The following is a 14,973-nucleotide window of genomic DNA, read 5'->3' on the forward strand; positions in this document are numbered from 1 at the left end:
GCTACTGACTCGTCGCCACCGGCTGGTAGCGCAACGCGGCGCGGGCGACCCAGCCCTCGCGCAGCAGGTCGTCGAGCGCGGCGGCCAGCTGCGGCAGGTGCGCCAGGCGCTGGCGCGAGAAGCCGAGATACAGCTCGGTGCGCGCCGCCGGGCGGTAGGCGGCCTTGACGATGCGTCCGGCCAGCGCCGGATCGAGCAGGGCGTAGTCGACCTGGCAATCGGTGCCGACCAGCGCGTCGATACGCCCGCGGGCGAGCATCTCCAGCAACTGGCTCTCGTTACTGACGCCGACCTTGTCCAGCCCGGCGTCGCCGTCGAACGGCTGGAAATAGGCCGACTCCAGCACGTAGCCGATGCGCAGCCCGCGCAGCGCGGCGTAGTCGCCCAGTTGCGCGGCCAGCGCCGGGCTGGCGTAGAAGCGCGGCGCGCAGGCGTAGTAGGGGCGTTCCAGGTAGTGGATATAGCGTTCGCGCTCGGGGGTTCTGGCCAGCCCGGTCATCAGGTCGGCGCGCCCCTGTTCCAGCGCCGCCAGCCCGCGCGCCCAAGGCACCCGCTGCACCTCGAAGCGCAGCCCGGTGCGGCGCGACAGCTCCGCCAGCAGGTCGATATCCAGGCCCTGCAGCTCGCCGCTGGCGCTCTCCATGCGAAACGGCGGCCACAGGTCGGTCATCACCCGCAGCGGCGCGTCGCCGGCCCGGCATAGCGGCGCCAGCAACAACAAGATCAACCAGCAGAAGCGCATCAGACGCGCCCCGAACCCTGCGGTTTGAGCCCGGACAGCCGCGGCAGCAGCACCCGCTCGAACAGCCGCGGGAAGAACCGCGCCAGCAGCCGCGCGCGCCAGTCGACGTTGGACAGCACCAGCAGGCGCCGGCGCCTCAGGGCGCCGTGGTAAATGGCCTCGGCGACGTCCTGCGGCGAGGCCACCTTGCCCATCGCCAGCGGCGGCTGGGCGGCCACCGAACCGTCGCCGACCAGGGCGTTCTTGCGCAGGTCGGTGGCGGTGAAGCCGGGACACACCAGCATCACGTTCACCCCCGAGCCCTTGAGCTCGTAGCGCAGCGTCTCGAACAATCCGTGCAGGGCGTGCTTGCTGGCGTTGTAGGCGCTGCGGTAGAGCAGCGGGGCGATGCCCGACAGCGAACTGAGCACGATGATCTGCCCACCGCGGGCGATCAGGCTGGGCAGCGCCGCCTGGGTGCAATGCAGCGCGCCGAAGTAGTTGACCGCCATGACCCGCTGGAACACCTCCAGGCTGGTGTCGGCGAAGGCACTGCGGTGGGTGATGCCGGCGTTGTTGACCAGCACGTCGATGCCGCCGAAACGCTCGATGGCCAGGGCCACGGCGCGCTGCACCGCGGCGGCGTCGGCGACGTCGCAGAGCAGGCCGAGGGCCTCGGCGTTGTGGTGGTCGGCCAGGTGCTGCACCAGGCTGTCGAGCGCCGCCTGCTGCAGATCGAGGATCACCAGACGCGCGCCGGCCTGGGCCATACGCACGGCCAGGGCGCGACCGATGCCGGCGCAACCGCCGCTGATCAGCACCACCTTGCGGTCGAATACCTTGTTGGCGAATACCTTGCGATACATGCACTGCCCCCCACGAGCCAAGCCTGGCCGACACTACAACCTGTTATGGCTGCCATCGCAACAGGGCGGCGTGGCCGTGTGCTTGCAGCCGCAGAAAAACAGGGTGTCGGCCTGCTCGGCATGGTACTTCAGCGGCGCCAGCCCGCTGCCCTTGTGGCTGCCGTCGCAGAACGGCTGGCTGGCGCTGCGCCCGCAGCGGCACCAGAAGTAATCCTGCCCGGCCTGCACCTCGACCGCATAGGGGCCGCGCTGGGCGATCAGCGGCTCGTTCATCGCACCCTCCCGGCAGGACGCCGCCACGCCTGGGCCGATGGGCCGCAGTCGGGTATCCTCGCCTCCCTCCAGCATAGCCGCCCGCGTCGCCATGTCCCTGCCCCGCCCGCTTCGCCTGTTGCTCGCCCTGGTGGCGCTGCTCGGCCTGTCCCTCGCCCTGGTCCATGCGCTGAGCTGGCGCCCGGCGCCGCGCGAGGAGGCGCCGCTGGCCTGCAGCGGCCAGGCGGCGCAGCTGCAGCCGGGGCAGGCGCTCAAGGTGATGACCTGGAACCTGCAGTACCTGGCCGGCAAGGGTTATGTGTTCTGGTACGACCTGCCCGGCGGCGACGGTCCCGACGACCGGCCCAGCGCCGCGGATCTGGCCAGCACCCTCGACGAGGTGGTGCGGGTGCTGCGCGACGAGCAGCCGGACCTGGTGCTGCTGCAGGAGCTGCACGACGGCGCCCGCGCCAGCAACCATCAGGATCAACTGGCCCTGCTGCAGGCGCGCCTGGCCGACCTCTACCCCTGCGCCAGCCAGGCCTTCTACTGGCGGGCCGGCTTCGTCCCGCACCCGCGCATCCTCGGCAGCGTCGGCATGAAGCTGGCCACCCTCAGCCGCTTCCAGATCGCCCGCGCCGAACGCCTGCAACTGCCGCGGCGGCCCGACAACCCGCTGACGCACCCGTTCCAGCCCAAGCCCGCGCTGCTGCTCAGCCACCTGCCGATCCGCGGCGGCGGCGAGCTGGTGACGCTCAACGGCCATTTCGATGCCTTCGCCCGGGACGACGACACCCAGGCGCGCCAGCTGAGCATGACCGACGGCCTGCTGCGCCAGTTGCAGGCCGCGGGCACGCCCTGGATCCTCGGCGGCGACTTCGAGCTGCTGCCGCCCGGCCAGTTGCCGGAGGCTGAGCGCAGCCGCTACGCCAACGACAACCGCCTGCAGGCGCTGGCCGCGCGCTACCCGCTGATCCCCAGCCTGGATCAGGCGGCCGGCGGCGAGCAGGCGCGCTGGTACACCCACTACCCCAACGACCCGGCCGCCAGCGGCCCGGACCGCACCCTCGACTACCTGTTGCACAGCCCGCGCCTGACTCTGTTGAGCAGCGCGGTACGCCAGCACGACACGCTGCGCATCTCCGATCATCTGCCGCTGGTCGGCCGCTTCTTTCTACCCAGCCGCGATTAGCAGGGGCTGGACAAGCGCCACCGCAGTTGGCCATGCTGGCCGCGTGACGCTTTTATAACGAAGACGGCGCCGAGCCGCATAATTCCAGATGCCAAGATGCTGCCGCCTACTGCTCGCCGCCCTGCTGTGGCTGCCGAGCCTTGCCGCCACGGCCGAGATCGACGCGCTGCGCCAGGTCAGCGTCGGCTATTACGAATTCCCGCCCTACTCCTACACCGACGCCCAAGGCCGGCCCAGCGGCGCCATCCTCGAACTCAGCGCGCGCCTGCTGCGCCATGCCGGCTACCAGGCGCAGTTCCGCTCCTACCCCGGTGCGCGCCTGTACAGCGGCCTGCAGGATGGCAGCGTGCAGCTGTGGCCCGGCGCCCCGGGCAAACCCGACCTGGCCGGGGACACCCTGGAGAGCCGCCACCTGCTCGGCGAGATCAGCCTCAACCTGTATTTCCGCCGCGACACGCCGCTGCCGCGCCTGCCCGAGGATCTCAAGGACAGCGGGGTGATCCTGATCAGCGGCTACAGCTACTGGCAGGAGGTCAACCAGTGGCTCGCCGACCCGGCGCTGGGCATCGCCCAGCACCGCACCGCCAGCCACACCGCCGCGCTGGAGATGCTGCAGCGCCGCCGTGGCGACTACCTGCTGGACTACCAGACCCCGGTGGAACAGGCGCGCCGGCGCCTGGGCATGGGCGAGCTGCCCTTCGTCCAGCTGCAGCGCCTGCCGCTGAAGCTGATCGTCTCGCGCCACGCCCCCGGCGCCGAGGCGCTGCGCGACGCCCTCGACCGCGCCTACGAGGAACTGCGCGCCGCCGGCGCAGACCTGCAGCTGCCCTGAGCCGTGTCAGCGCGGCTCAGGGCTCTCGCCGTCTCTGAGCAGCGTCAGCGCATGGGCCAGGCTGGCCGCGGACAGCTCGCCGAGATGGCTGCCCAGCTGACGCCCGTCAGCGGCGTAGAACAGCGTGCTGGGCAAGGCGCGCGAGCCGACCTGCTCGCCCAAACGATTGCCGACGTCGAGCAGCACGTTGCCCAGTCCCGGCGCCTCCGCATCGAGAAAGGCCGCCACCTGCGCGGCGGACTCGCCCTGATTGACGAACAGAAAGGTCATCCCCGGCTCGTCGCGCTGCGCGGCGGCCAGCACCGGCATCTCGCGCCGGCAGGGCGGGCACCAACTGGCCCAGAGGTTGACCACCAGCGGCTTGCCGGCGAAATCCTGCAGATTGACCGCACGCCCCTGCACATCCTGCAGGGCCAGATCGGGCAGCCGGGTGCCCTGCTGCAGGGCCTGCAGCACCGCGCCGGCGCCTAGCCAGCAAGCCAGGCCCAGCGCCATGGCCGTTACCAACGGCCGGCGCAGACCCACGTCGCGCCAGAGGTACCAGGCACCCAGGGCCAACGCGGCAAGCAGCCCCGGCCAGGCGAGAAAACCGCCGTCGCGGATATCCAGCACCCGCCACGGCGCCGCGCGGTAGAACTCGGCGTAGACCAGCACGAAGGCCAACCGGGCCACCAGCAGCCCCAGCAGCAACAGGCGAAACAGCTGCCGCTCCGGGTTGCAGCCCTGGCGCCGGCCGCTCCACCAACCCGCCAGGGTCGCCAGCAGCAGGCTGCCGAGCAACAGCAGATGGTTGGTGGCCAGGGCCAATGGGCCGATATCGAGGGTCAGCATGGCAGCTCCGCAGACAGAAAGCAGCGGCTGGGACAGCCCCCGGCCGCCGCGGGTTCACTTGCGCGGCTTGGCCCGCGCGGTGGGTTCGGCGATCAGCGGGTCGTCCGGCCAGTAATGCTTGGGGTACCTGCCCTTCAGATCCTTCTTCACCTCGGCGTAGGTATTGGCCCAGAAGCTGGCCAGGTCCTGGGTCACCTGCACCGGCCGCCGCGCCGGCGACAGCAGGTGCAGCTTGAGCCCCAGGCGGCCGCCGGCGATGCGCGGGGTGGAGGCCAGGCCGAACAGCTCCTGCAGGCGCACGGCCAGCACCGGCGGCTGTTCCCCGTAGTCGATGGCGATGCGCGAGCCGGATGGCACCGTCAGCGCCCGCGGCGCCAGCTCGTCGAGACGCTGCGGCAGCGGCCAGGGCAGCAGCGTCTGCAGGATCGCCGGCAAATCGAGGGCGGCGAAGTGACTGAGGCGATTGACCTTGCTCAAGTAAGGCGTCAGCCACTGCTCGAGGCTGGCCAGCAGCGCGGCATCAGACAGATCCGGCCAGTCGCTGGCGCCCTGCTGCTGCATGTCCAGCTCGCGCAGCAGCGCCACGCGCGCCTGCCACTGGCGCAGCTCGGCCGTCCAGGGCAGCAGTTCCAGGCCCTTGCGCCGCACCAGGCCGACCAGCGCCCGGCAGCGCGCCTCCTCGTCCAGCGCGGCCAGCGCCTGGCGCTGCAGCACCAGCTCGCCGACCTTGCGCTGACGCTCGGCGCGCAGCACGCCTTCGCGCTCGTCCCAGTCGAGCAGGTCCAGCGTCTCGACCTGCTCGGCCAGCTCGCGCTCGAACAACGCCGGGTCGAGCTCGGCGGCGAGATAGATGCGCTCCTCGCGCTGGCCCTGACGACTGCCCAGATCGGCCACCACCAGCCATTCGTGCTTCATCAGCGCGTCCGCCTCGGCGAATTGCGCCGCGCGGCCATTGGCCAGGCGGTAGTCGGCGCCGCCGGCGCGGCGCTGCTGGGCGATGCGATCCGGGTAGGCAAAGGCCAGCAGGCAGCCGAGCCAGCGCGGGTGTTCAGCGTCGCTGACCGCCTGAATCACCGGCCGGCCCCTGAGCAGGCCCTGGAATTGCCGCGCCAGTTGCCGCGCACGCTGCACGCCGCCCTGGGCCGAGCGCCCGGCACGGCTGTCGCCGCTGAGTAGAGCCAGGCGACTGTGCAGGTCGGCGCCGCCGCCACGCAAGATATCGCGCTCGGACAATAGCGCCGCCAGGTCGCAGACCAGGGCGCCGAGGCCCAGCGCCTGGCCGCGCAGCAGCAGATGGGCAATGCGCGGATGCGCCGGCAGCTCGGCCATGGCCTGGCCGTGGCCGTTGAGCGCGCCGCGCGCATCCAGCGCGCCGAGGCGGCCGAGCAGGTCCAGCGCCTGGGCGTAGGCGGCCGGCGGCGGCACGTCGAGCCAGCTCAGTTCCTGCGGCGTCACGCCCCAGCGCAGCAGCTGCAGGGCCAGCCCGGCCAGGTCGGCCGCCAGGATTTCCGCACCGGAGTAGGCGCTAAGTTGTTCGTGCTGGTGCTCCGACCATAGCCGGTAGCAGGCACCCGGCTGCAGGCGCCCGGCACGGCCGGCGCGCTGGGTGGCGGAGGCGCGCGAGATGCGCTGGGTATCGAGGCGGGTCATGCCGCTGGCCGGATCGAAACGCGGCACCCGCGCCAGGCCGGCGTCGACCACCACGCGCACGCCGTCGATGGTCAGGCTGGTCTCGGCGATATTGGTGGCCAGCACCACCTTGCGCGTGCCGGGCGGCGCCGGCTCGATGGCGGCGCGCTGGGCGGACAGATCCAGCTCGCCGTGCAGCGGGCAGAGCCGGATGTCGCCCTGCCCGGCCAGGGCCTCGCCCAGCTGCTCGGCGACGCGGCGGATCTCGGCCTGGCCGGGGAGAAACACCAGCAGACTGCCCGGCTCGTCGGCCAGCGCCTGCAGCACGGTTTGCACGACGCGCGGCTCGATCCACTCGCCCGGTTGGAACGGAGCCCCCCAGCGGATATCCACCGGGAACATACGGCCCTCGCTGCGCAGCACTGGCGCCTCGCCAAGCAACGCGGCCAGGCGCTGCCCTTCCAGGGTGGCGGACATCAGCAGCACCTTGAGCGGCGGCGCGCCGCTGTCCGCGCCGCGAAACATGGCGCGGCCATTGAGGCACAGCGCCAGGGCCAGGTCGGCGTCGAGGCTGCGCTCGTGGAACTCGTCGAAGATCACCAGACCGACGCCGTCCAGCGCCGGATCGTCCTGCAGGCGGCGGGCGAGGATGCCCTCGGTGACCACCTCGATGCGGGTGTTCGGCCCGATCTTGCTGTCCAGGCGGATGCGGTAGCCGACGGTCTCGCCGACCCGCTCGCCCAGCTCGCTGGCCAGGCGTTCGGCGGCGGCGCGGGCGGCCAAGCGCCGCGGTTCGAGCATGAGGATCGACTGGCCCGCCAGCCAGGCCTGGTCCAGCAGCGCCAGCGGCACGCGGGTGGTCTTGCCGGCGCCGGGCGGCGCCTCCAGTACGGCTTCGTCACGGGCGGCCAGGGCCTCGCGCAGGGCCGGCAGCAGGGCATCGATGGGCAGGGCGTTCATAAGGTCTCCACGGCAGGCCGGCGATTATAGGGCACCTCTAAAAACTACCTACGTTGTCATCGCTGCGTTGCAACGACCAACGGGAGTAACAGCCGAAGGCTGGCCCGAAGGGCGAGCGAAGCGAGTCAAAACAGGCTCGTGCGCGAGTCCGATCAAAATGCTCATTTACAGTTCGTAAAGTCGCCCGCGACTCCGAGCGTTTCTCGCCTGGTTTTGCCTTGCGCTGACTGCCTCGCCTACGTTTTTAGAGGCGCCCTATAGCGGCGAACTGCCAACAGACCCTCAGGTCTGAAGCTGCGAGCAGCAGTTTTGCAATCACCGCCTTGCTATAGTCGCGCCACTTTTCTCCCTGGAGGTGCTCGATGCGCACGCAATCCCGCGTTATCGCCGGCGTTCTCGCCGTCGCCCTGTTCACCCAGCTGACCGCCTGCGGCACCCTGTTCTACCCGGACCGTCGCGGCCAGATCGAAGGCAAGATCGACCCGGCGGTCGCCGCCATGGACGCCATCGGCATCCTGTTCTTCGTCATTCCCGGGCTGATCGCCTTCGCCATCGACTTCGCCACCGGCGCCATCTACCTGCCCGGCGGCCAGACCGCCCAGCTCGACCCGCAGCAGCTCAAGCAGCTGGTGGATGCCGAGGGCAAGCTCGACCAGGCCGGCCTCAAGGCGCTGATCGAGCGCAGCACCGGTCACCAGTTGCCGCTGGACGATCCGCGCCTGATCCGCCATAGCGGCAGCGCCGAGCAGCTGGCCGCCTTCGGCCTACGCCCGGCGGCCTGACCCGCCCATGCAGATCCAGCGCCACCACGCCCGGCTGATGCGCCTGGCCACCGCCGCGGCGCTGGCGGTGGCGTTGAGCCTGGTGCTGGCCAAGGCGATCGCCTGGTGGCTGAGCGGCTCGGTCAGCCTGCTGGCCGGGCTCACCGACTCGCTGCTCGATAGCGCCGCCTCGCTGATCAACCTGGTGGCGGTGCACTTCGCCCTGCAGCCGGCCGACGAGGATCACCGCTACGGCCACGGCAAGGCCGAAGCCCTGGCCGGCCTCGGCCAGTCGCTGTTCATCGGCATCAGCGCCGTGCTGGTGGGGATTCAGGGCGTGCAGCGCCTGCTCGCGCCGCAGCCGTTGGCGGCCGAGGGCCTGGGCATCGCGGTGATGCTGCTGTCGCTGGCGCTGACCGTCGCCCTGCTGCTGTTCCAGCGCCACGTGGTACGCCAGACCGGCTCCACCGCGATCCACGCCGACTCGCTGCACTACCGCTCGGACATCCTGCTCAACGGCAGCATCCTGCTGGCCCTGCTGCTGGCCAGCTTCGGCTGGCAGCAGGGCGACGCGCTGTTCGCCGTCGGCATCGCCTGCTACATCTTCTGGAGCGCCGTGAGCATCGTCCGCGAAGCGGTGGCGGTGCTGATGGACCAGGAACTGCCGCCGGAGATCAGCGCGCGCATGCATGAGCTGACCTGCGCGGTGCCCGGCGTACTCGGCGCCCACGACCTGCGCACGCGCATCTCCGGCACCCGCTGGTTCGTCCAGTTGCACCTGGAACTACCCGGCGAGATCAGCCTGTCCCAGGCCCACGCCCACTGCGTGGCGGTGGAGGCGGCGATCCGCAGCGAATTCCCGCGCGCCGAGGTGCTGGTGCACGCCGACCCGCCGGAAGTGGTCGAGCGCTGAGGCTGCGCCCGCCACCATGAGCGGCTGATGCGCGCGGCGCCCACCTGCGAACGCGACTCGCCTTATTGCGCGACCAATAAAAAAGGGGCCTTGCGGCCCCCTCGGGGAATCTGTCCGGTGCTGGCGGTGTTGTCGCCGCTTTCGTCGCCCGCCTGGTTGGGCAGTGCGGACCCGGGTGCCGCGGCGATCCGGTGGGATCGGCGGCTCCGGCTCGCCTGGTTGGGCAAGGCCGGTGGGACTTGTCGTCCGGGCCGTGAAACTGAGAGAAAGCTTACGCCCGCAGCGCCGAAGAAAGATTGCTAACATTGCTCAATAACCCACCACTTGCGCAATTTTTAACTAAGCGTGCATGATTGAAAGCAATAAAATTAGAAAGCGAGCAAAAAGTGGACAAACTCGACCGCTACGACCTCAACATTCTCGCCGAATTGCAGCGCGACGCCGGCCTGTCCAACCAGGAGCTGGCCGAACGCATCGGCCTGTCGCCCTCGCCCTGCTCGCGGCGGGTCAAGCAGCTGGAGGACGACGGCTACATCCTCGGCCAGGTCGCCCTGCTCGATCGCAAGAAGCTTGGCCTGAGCCTGACCGCCTACGTGCTGATCGGCATGGACCGCCACACCCCGGAGCGCTTCGAGCATTTCCAGGAACAGATCCGCAAGTGCCCGGAGGTGCTCGAATGCTGCCTGGTCACCGGGATGGACGCCGACTACCAGCTCAAGGTGGTGGTGCCGGACATGGATCACTACCAGAAGCTGCTGCTCGGCACCCTGACCCGCATCGACGGCGTCTCCAGCGTGCGCTCCAGCTTCGTCCTGCAGCAGATCCTCTCCAGCACCCAGCTGCCGCTGCAGCACCTGCGCGACTGAAGGTCGCAGGCCCAGCGCGGCAATGCCGCAGGGCGGATCGGGGCGCGTATAATCTGCGCCCCGCGTTTGCCGTCCGAACCACGAGGCCCCATGGAAACCGAACAATTCGAAGCCCTGATGATGTACGTGCTGGTCGGCGGGCTGATGCTGTTCATGTTCTTCATCATCTGGGACCTGGCGAAGAAGTCCAAGGCCGGCCGCCTGGGTACCGCCATCCTGTTCCTCGGCCTGGGCCTGTGCCTGTTCGCCTTCCTCGCCAAGCCGATCATCACCTACATCATCGAGACCGCCCGCGGCATTCACGGCTAGCCCCGTCCGCGGCGCGGCCTGCCCGAGACCAAGCTGCGCGCCCTCGGCGAATCGCACTCGCGCCAGCGCCTGGGCATCCGCCCCGAACTCTACGAGCTGTGGCTCGACGCGCTGCTGCTGACCGTCGGCGAGCACGACGAGGCGTGCGATGCGGATATTCGCCAGGCCTGGCGCGAGATGCTGAACAAGGGCATCGCGGTGATCAAGGCAGGTTACTGAAAACGGCGGCACCACCTCGTAGATGCGCCGTGCACACCGACACTCGGGGAAACTCTGCAACAGCCGTCATTCCCACGCAGGCGGGACAGCTGCTCTATCGCTGAACAGCGCTTGCGCTGGCCCGCAGGGGAATAATCCAGAGCCTGCGTAGTCCCTGGGCTCCCGCCTTCGCGGGGGTGACAATAAATGGCTTTCTCAGAACTTCCTTGGCACCGCTGCGCCCGACTTCCAAAAACGCAAAGGCCCGCCAGAGGGCGGGCCCGCCTGCACCGCGCCAGCGGCTAGACGCGGAACGCGCCGATCAGCTGCTTGAGCCGCGACACCAGTTCGCTCAGCTCGCGGCTGGCCTGCTCGGTCTGGCTGGCGCCGGCGGCGGTGCGTTCGCCGGCGTGGTTGATCTCGACGATGTTCTGGTCGATATCGTGCGCCACCGCGGTCTGCTGCTCGGCGGCGGCGGCGATCTGCTGGTTCTGGTCGACGATCATGCCCACCGCGCCGAGGATGTTCTCCAGCGCCTGCTGCACCTTGGCGGACTCGCTGACCGTGCCGTCGGCCATCTGGTGGCTGGCGTTCATCGCCTTGACCGCCGCGCCGACGCCGCCCTGCAGCTTGGCGATCATCGACTCGATTTCCTCGGTGGACTGCTGGGTGCGCTTGGCCAGGTTGCGCACCTCGTCGGCCACCACGGCGAAGCCGCGACCCTGTTCGCCGGCGCGCGCCGCCTCGATGGCGGCGTTGAGCGCCAGCAGGTTGGTCTGCTCGGCGATGCCCTTGATCACGTCGAGCACCTGGCTGATCGAGGCGCTGTCGCTGGCCAGCTGGTTGATCACCGCCACCGACTGGTCGATCTCGCCGGCCAGGCGCTGGATGGCGCCGACCTGGGTCTCGACCAGGGCGCGGCCGCTGACCGTTTCCTGGTTGACGCTCTGCGCGCTGCCCACCGCGGCGGCGGCGCTGCGCGCCACTTCCTGGGCGGTGGCGGACATCTGGTTCATCGCCGTGGCCACCTGTTCGATCTGCGCGCGCTGGCCGGCCACCGCCTGGTTGCTCTCGCCGGACACCAGTTCGACGCGGTCGGCCTGGCCCTCGACCTCGCCGACGGTGTGGCCGACCCGCTCGATCAGGTCGTGGATACGCACCACGGTCTGGTTGAACACCTGGCCCAATTCGCCCAGTTCGTCGCGGCTCTGCGCCTGGAAGCTGACGGTCATGTCGCCGGCGGCGACCTTGTCCATCACCTGGCCGAGGGTCTTCAGGGTGGTGCGGGTGGAGACGTAGAAGCCGGCGTAGAGATAGAGGATCAGCAGGAACACCACCACCAGGGCCGCTACCAGCAGCACCATCTGCGCGCGGTTGTCGTTGAGGCGCTCGCTCAGCTGGCTGTCGAGGAAGGCCAGCAGGCCGTCGTTGAAGGCGTGGGTCTTGGCCATCTGCTGGCTGACCTGGTCGTAGAACTGCGCCCAGGGCGTGTCCAGGCTGTCGGCGATGATCACCTGATCCTCGAACAGCACGGCGCTGTCCTTGAGGGTCTGGCGGCTGGCCTCGGCCAGGCTGCCCAGGCCGTTCTGCGCGGCGACGTTGCCGGCCAGCGCTTCCTGCAGGTTGAGGCCGTACTCGGCGTGCAGCTTCTCCAGTTGCAGCAGCAGGTCGTCGAACTTGGTGCTGGCCGCGGAGTTGAGGAAGCCCTGGCCCAGGGAGTAGGAGCCGATGGCTCGGCCCTGGCTGAGCACGTCGGTGACCTGCGGGGTGACGTTGGCGATCAGCTCGGTGATCTGCCGCACCTGGCGCTGCGGGTCCTGGCTGAGGCCGGCCTGGCTGGCCACCAGCTTGATGAACACCTGGGAGGCGCCGAGCAGCTTCTCGACTATCACCGTCTTGCTCTGCAACGAGGTCTCGGCCTCGGCGCTGTTCAGCGCGGCGAGCATCTCGTCGCGCTTGGCGACGAACTCGGCGGCCTGCTCGGCATCGCGCGCCACCGGCTCGAGGCCTTGCAGGCTGGCATCGAGCGCCTGCTGCAACTGCCTGATGCGCCCCTCCAGATCGCCGGCCTGACCGGACTGGCCGATCATCGCGTTGATCTGCACCAGGTCGTTGAGGCTCTCCAGATCGCGGCGCAACTGCAGGCTGTCGCCGAGCAGCTCGAGGCTTTCCAGCGCGCTCTGGGTGCCGACGAACTGGCGATAGGAGTCGCGCACCAGGTAGAAGTTGGTGACCAGCATGGGCAGGAAGAACAGCACGCTGATCAGGCTGAACTTCATGCCGAAGCTGAGGCGATTCATCAGCGCGATGGCCGGATACAACACGGTCTTCACTAGACGTCTCCAGTTGCCATTATTGTTATGAGTGTTGCCTGGACCGTCGCCGAGCCTCTCATGGGCTGACGGCCACATCCTGTGCAGCCCGATCTGTATGTGGGTAGGCGCCGTCTCTACAGGCAGGTAGTGAGACGGACATCACGAAAACAGGATCGACTACGGCCTCCTATATACCCGTTATCGACGCCGATCTCTGTAACTTAAGGTTAAGCGTCTGTCCCTGGGGAAACTCTGAAATAGCCGTCATTCCCGCGCAGGCGGGAATCCAGAACCTGCGTAGTCCCTGGGCTCCCGCCTTCGCGGGAGTGACGATAAATGGCTTTTTCAGAACATATCTAGAGGTCAGGCGCGTAATCCAGGCTGCGGATGGGTCAAGTGTCGAACGCCGTGCAGGAGCGGCGGGCGCGATCCGATGTCTTCGCGAAATTCGCGGCTGAAGCCCTACAGAAGCCCGAGCGAGCAATCGACAGGTAAGTAGACACAACCCTATCCAAGGCCGGCCGGCAGCGCTCAGACCAGCAGCACCCACAGGGCGTAGCCGGCGTACCAGACCACCGCGGCGCGGATCAGCAGTTGCCAGAGCTGATCCAGGGTGTCGACGCCCGCCTCGCCCAGCACCGGTTCCGGCATTTCCCCGGCGGCCCGGCCGGCCTTGATCACCAGCTGCGCCGCGGAAATGTCCCAGCTGAGCAGCTCGTGCAGCAAGGCGCGGCTGACCGCGACGAAATTGCCGACCAGGGCGAAGCTCGAGGCCAGCACCCGCGCCGGCAGCCAGTCGAAGGCGTGGCGCAGTTGCACCGCACGCTCGCGCAGCCCCGCCTGCTCGGCATGTTCGGCGCAGAGCGCCAGCAGGCGATAGGCCAGGGCGGCCATGGGGCCGAGCAGCAGGTACCAGAAGATCACCGCGAAGAAACTCTGGTAGGCCTGCCACAGCAGATGCCCCTGCACCTGCTGCAACAGTTCGGTGCCCTCCTCCGGTTGCAGCGCCAGGTCACGCTCCACCACGTGGTAGGCCGCCTGCCCGTCGCCGCGGCGCCAGGCGTCGCGAAACGGTCCCAGCCCGGCCAGCAGATCGCCCCGTCCCAGGCTGTAGATCAGCACCAGCAGGTGCACCGGCAGCGCCAGCCAGCCGTAGGCCAGCGGTTCGAGCACCAGCAGCAGCAGGCCCAGCGCCAGCACGGGCAGCAGCACCAGCGCCGCCAGGCACAACCAGGGCGCCTGCTGCAGGCTGCCCTGCTGCAGGCGCTGCAACTGGGCCAGCCAGGGGCCGTCCTGCTGGATACGCAGGCGCCAGGCGGAAAACTTCTCGACCCACAGCACCAGCAAAATCACCAGAAAACTCATCGTACTTCTCCTTTAATCCTTGAGCGCGGCGTGCAGGCGCGACCAGTCGAAGGCCGGCCCCGGGTCGGTCTTGCGCCCGGGGGCGATATCGCTGTGGCCGCGAATGCGCTGCGCCGACAGCGCCGGGTAGGCGGTCAGCAACTGGCGCGTCAGCTCGCCCAGACAGGCATATTGGGCATCGGTGTAGGGCTGCTCGTCGGTGCCTTCCAGCTCCACGCCGAGGGAAAAATCGTTGCAGTTGTCGCGCCCGTCGAAGCAGGACTGCCCGGCATGCCAGGCGCGGTCCAGGCAGGAGACGAACTGGGTCAGCGCACCGTCGCGCTCGATGAAGAAATGCGCGGAGACCCGCAGCGTGGCGATCTCGGCATAGAAGGGATGCTCGTCCAGCGGCAGGCGGTTCTGGAAGAACGCCTGCACCTTGCCGGTGCCGAACTGCCCGGGCGGCAGGCTGATGTTATGCACCACCAGCAGCGATACCTCGCCGCTTGGCCGCGCATTGAAATTCGGCGAGGGGCAGTGGCCAATGCCCTGGAACCAGCCGGTGGAGGGGTCAAGCTGCATGAGGCGCTCCTGAACGAGGCCCCACTCTAGAGCAGCCGGCCGCAACGGCCAAGGGCGCGCAAGGATTGGAAAAGATTCGACCCGTAAATCGAGCACGCCGCTTCATAGCCCAACATCGACTCACGCCGCGTCCACATCAGCGGGGAGCGTTGCCTCCCGCGTTGGGCTTCGCTGCGCTCAGCGCCAACCTACGCCACATAAATGGCCGATTACCGGTTCAATCGTAGGTTGGGCTGAGGAGCCCGCGACGAAGCCCAACACCGGCGCACGCCGCGTCCAAATCAGCGGGGAGCGTTGCCTCCCGTGTTGGGCTTCGCTGCGCTCAGCGCCAACCTACGCCACATAAATGGCCGATTGCCGGTTCAATCGTAGGTTGGGCTGAGGAGCCCGCGACGAAGCCCA

At 68.9% G+C, this 14,973-nt stretch carries 14 protein-coding genes and 1 pseudogene; 7 read left to right on the plus strand and 8 right to left on the minus strand.

All coding sequences use genetic code 11. The features are described 5' to 3' along the window. Nucleotide 1: 1 nt before the first annotated feature. From ACIGKL_RS07775 to ACIGKL_RS07785, 3 genes are read right to left on the minus strand one after another with little or no spacing between them, the layout of a single operon-like run. The gene (locus tag ACIGKL_RS07775) at nt 2-742 is read right to left on the minus strand and encodes a substrate-binding periplasmic protein (RefSeq protein ID WP_397486090.1); all 741 of its coding nucleotides are present in this window, start codon (nt 740-742) and stop codon (nt 2-4) included. After that, nucleotides 742-1,587 carry an SDR family oxidoreductase gene (locus ACIGKL_RS07780; RefSeq protein WP_397486091.1) on the minus strand — a complete coding sequence of 282 codons (846 nt, stop codon included), beginning with the start codon at nt 1,585-1,587 and terminating at the stop codon, nt 742-744. The genes ACIGKL_RS07775 and ACIGKL_RS07780 overlap by 1 nt, the downstream gene beginning before the upstream one ends. A gap of 33 nt (nt 1,588-1,620) precedes the next feature. Continuing rightward, nucleotides 1,621-1,860 carry a CDGSH iron-sulfur domain-containing protein gene (locus tag ACIGKL_RS07785; protein ID WP_397486092.1) on the minus strand — a complete coding sequence of 80 codons (240 nt, stop codon included), beginning with the start codon at nt 1,858-1,860 and terminating at the stop codon, nt 1,621-1,623. A 91-nt stretch (nt 1,861-1,951) separates the two neighbouring features. On the opposite strand from ACIGKL_RS07785, the gene ACIGKL_RS07790 reads away from it, so the two are divergent. Continuing rightward, complete coding sequence (locus ACIGKL_RS07790; RefSeq protein ID WP_397486093.1) at nt 1,952-3,031, plus strand: endonuclease/exonuclease/phosphatase family protein; 1,080 nt, start codon at nt 1,952-1,954, stop codon at nt 3,029-3,031. Between the two features lie 88 nt (nt 3,032-3,119). Then, on the plus strand, nt 3,120-3,863 hold the full coding sequence (locus ACIGKL_RS07795) for a substrate-binding periplasmic protein (protein ID WP_397486094.1): 744 nt from the start codon (nt 3,120-3,122) through the stop codon (nt 3,861-3,863). Nucleotides 3,864-3,869: 6 nt separating this feature from the next. On the opposite strand, the gene ACIGKL_RS07800 is transcribed toward ACIGKL_RS07795, so the two are convergent. Next, nucleotides 3,870-4,694 (minus strand): TlpA family protein disulfide reductase, encoded by an 825-nt coding sequence (locus tag ACIGKL_RS07800; RefSeq protein WP_397486095.1) that lies wholly within the window; start codon nt 4,692-4,694, stop codon nt 3,870-3,872. A gap of 54 nt (nt 4,695-4,748) precedes the next feature. Beyond that, nucleotides 4,749-7,283 carry an ATP-dependent helicase HrpB gene (gene hrpB / locus ACIGKL_RS07805; protein ID WP_397486096.1) on the minus strand — a complete coding sequence of 845 codons (2,535 nt, stop codon included), beginning with the start codon at nt 7,281-7,283 and terminating at the stop codon, nt 4,749-4,751. A gap of 362 nt (nt 7,284-7,645) precedes the next feature. Here hrpB and ACIGKL_RS07810 point away from each other — a divergent pair, with 362 nt between their 5' ends. The 5 genes and pseudogenes from ACIGKL_RS07810 to ACIGKL_RS07830 all read left to right on the plus strand — a co-directional run. After that, the gene (locus ACIGKL_RS07810; protein ID WP_397486097.1) at nt 7,646-8,065 is read left to right on the plus strand and encodes a polyribonucleotide nucleotidyltransferase; all 420 of its coding nucleotides are present in this window, start codon (nt 7,646-7,648) and stop codon (nt 8,063-8,065) included. A gap of 7 nt (nt 8,066-8,072) precedes the next feature. Beyond that, a complete protein-coding gene (locus ACIGKL_RS07815; RefSeq protein WP_397486098.1) occupies nt 8,073-8,957 on the plus strand; it encodes a cation diffusion facilitator family transporter in 885 nt (294 codons plus the stop codon). A 386-nt stretch (nt 8,958-9,343) separates the two neighbouring features. Further along, nucleotides 9,344-9,823, plus strand: a complete 480-nt coding sequence (locus ACIGKL_RS07820; RefSeq protein ID WP_021443909.1) for an Lrp/AsnC family transcriptional regulator — start codon at nt 9,344-9,346, stop codon at nt 9,821-9,823. Nucleotides 9,824-9,913: 90 nt separating this feature from the next. After that, a complete protein-coding gene (locus ACIGKL_RS07825; RefSeq protein WP_003240295.1) occupies nt 9,914-10,132 on the plus strand; it encodes a DUF2788 domain-containing protein in 219 nt (72 codons plus the stop codon). A 12-nt stretch (nt 10,133-10,144) separates the two neighbouring features. After that, nucleotides 10,145-10,351: pseudogene (locus ACIGKL_RS07830) on the plus strand (globin); the annotation flags it as partial. 281 nt (nt 10,352-10,632) lie between these two features. Here ACIGKL_RS07830 and ACIGKL_RS07835 read toward each other — a convergent pair. The 3 genes from ACIGKL_RS07835 to ampD form a co-directional block, all read right to left on the minus strand. Continuing rightward, the gene (locus tag ACIGKL_RS07835) at nt 10,633-12,663 is read right to left on the minus strand and encodes a methyl-accepting chemotaxis protein (RefSeq protein WP_397486099.1); all 2,031 of its coding nucleotides are present in this window, start codon (nt 12,661-12,663) and stop codon (nt 10,633-10,635) included. 513 nt (nt 12,664-13,176) lie between these two features. Beyond that, the gene (gene ampE / locus ACIGKL_RS07840; protein WP_397486100.1) at nt 13,177-14,010 is read right to left on the minus strand and encodes a regulatory signaling modulator protein AmpE; all 834 of its coding nucleotides are present in this window, start codon (nt 14,008-14,010) and stop codon (nt 13,177-13,179) included. 12 nt (nt 14,011-14,022) lie between these two features. Beyond that, nucleotides 14,023-14,571 carry a 1,6-anhydro-N-acetylmuramyl-L-alanine amidase AmpD gene (gene ampD, locus ACIGKL_RS07845; RefSeq protein WP_397486101.1) on the minus strand — a complete coding sequence of 183 codons (549 nt, stop codon included), beginning with the start codon at nt 14,569-14,571 and terminating at the stop codon, nt 14,023-14,025. Nucleotides 14,572-14,973 lie beyond the last annotated feature (402 nt).

It is taken from the genome of Pseudomonas sp. NPDC077186 (assembly GCF_044543505.1).
GTDB lineage: Bacteria > Pseudomonadota > Gammaproteobacteria > Pseudomonadales > Pseudomonadaceae > Aquipseudomonas.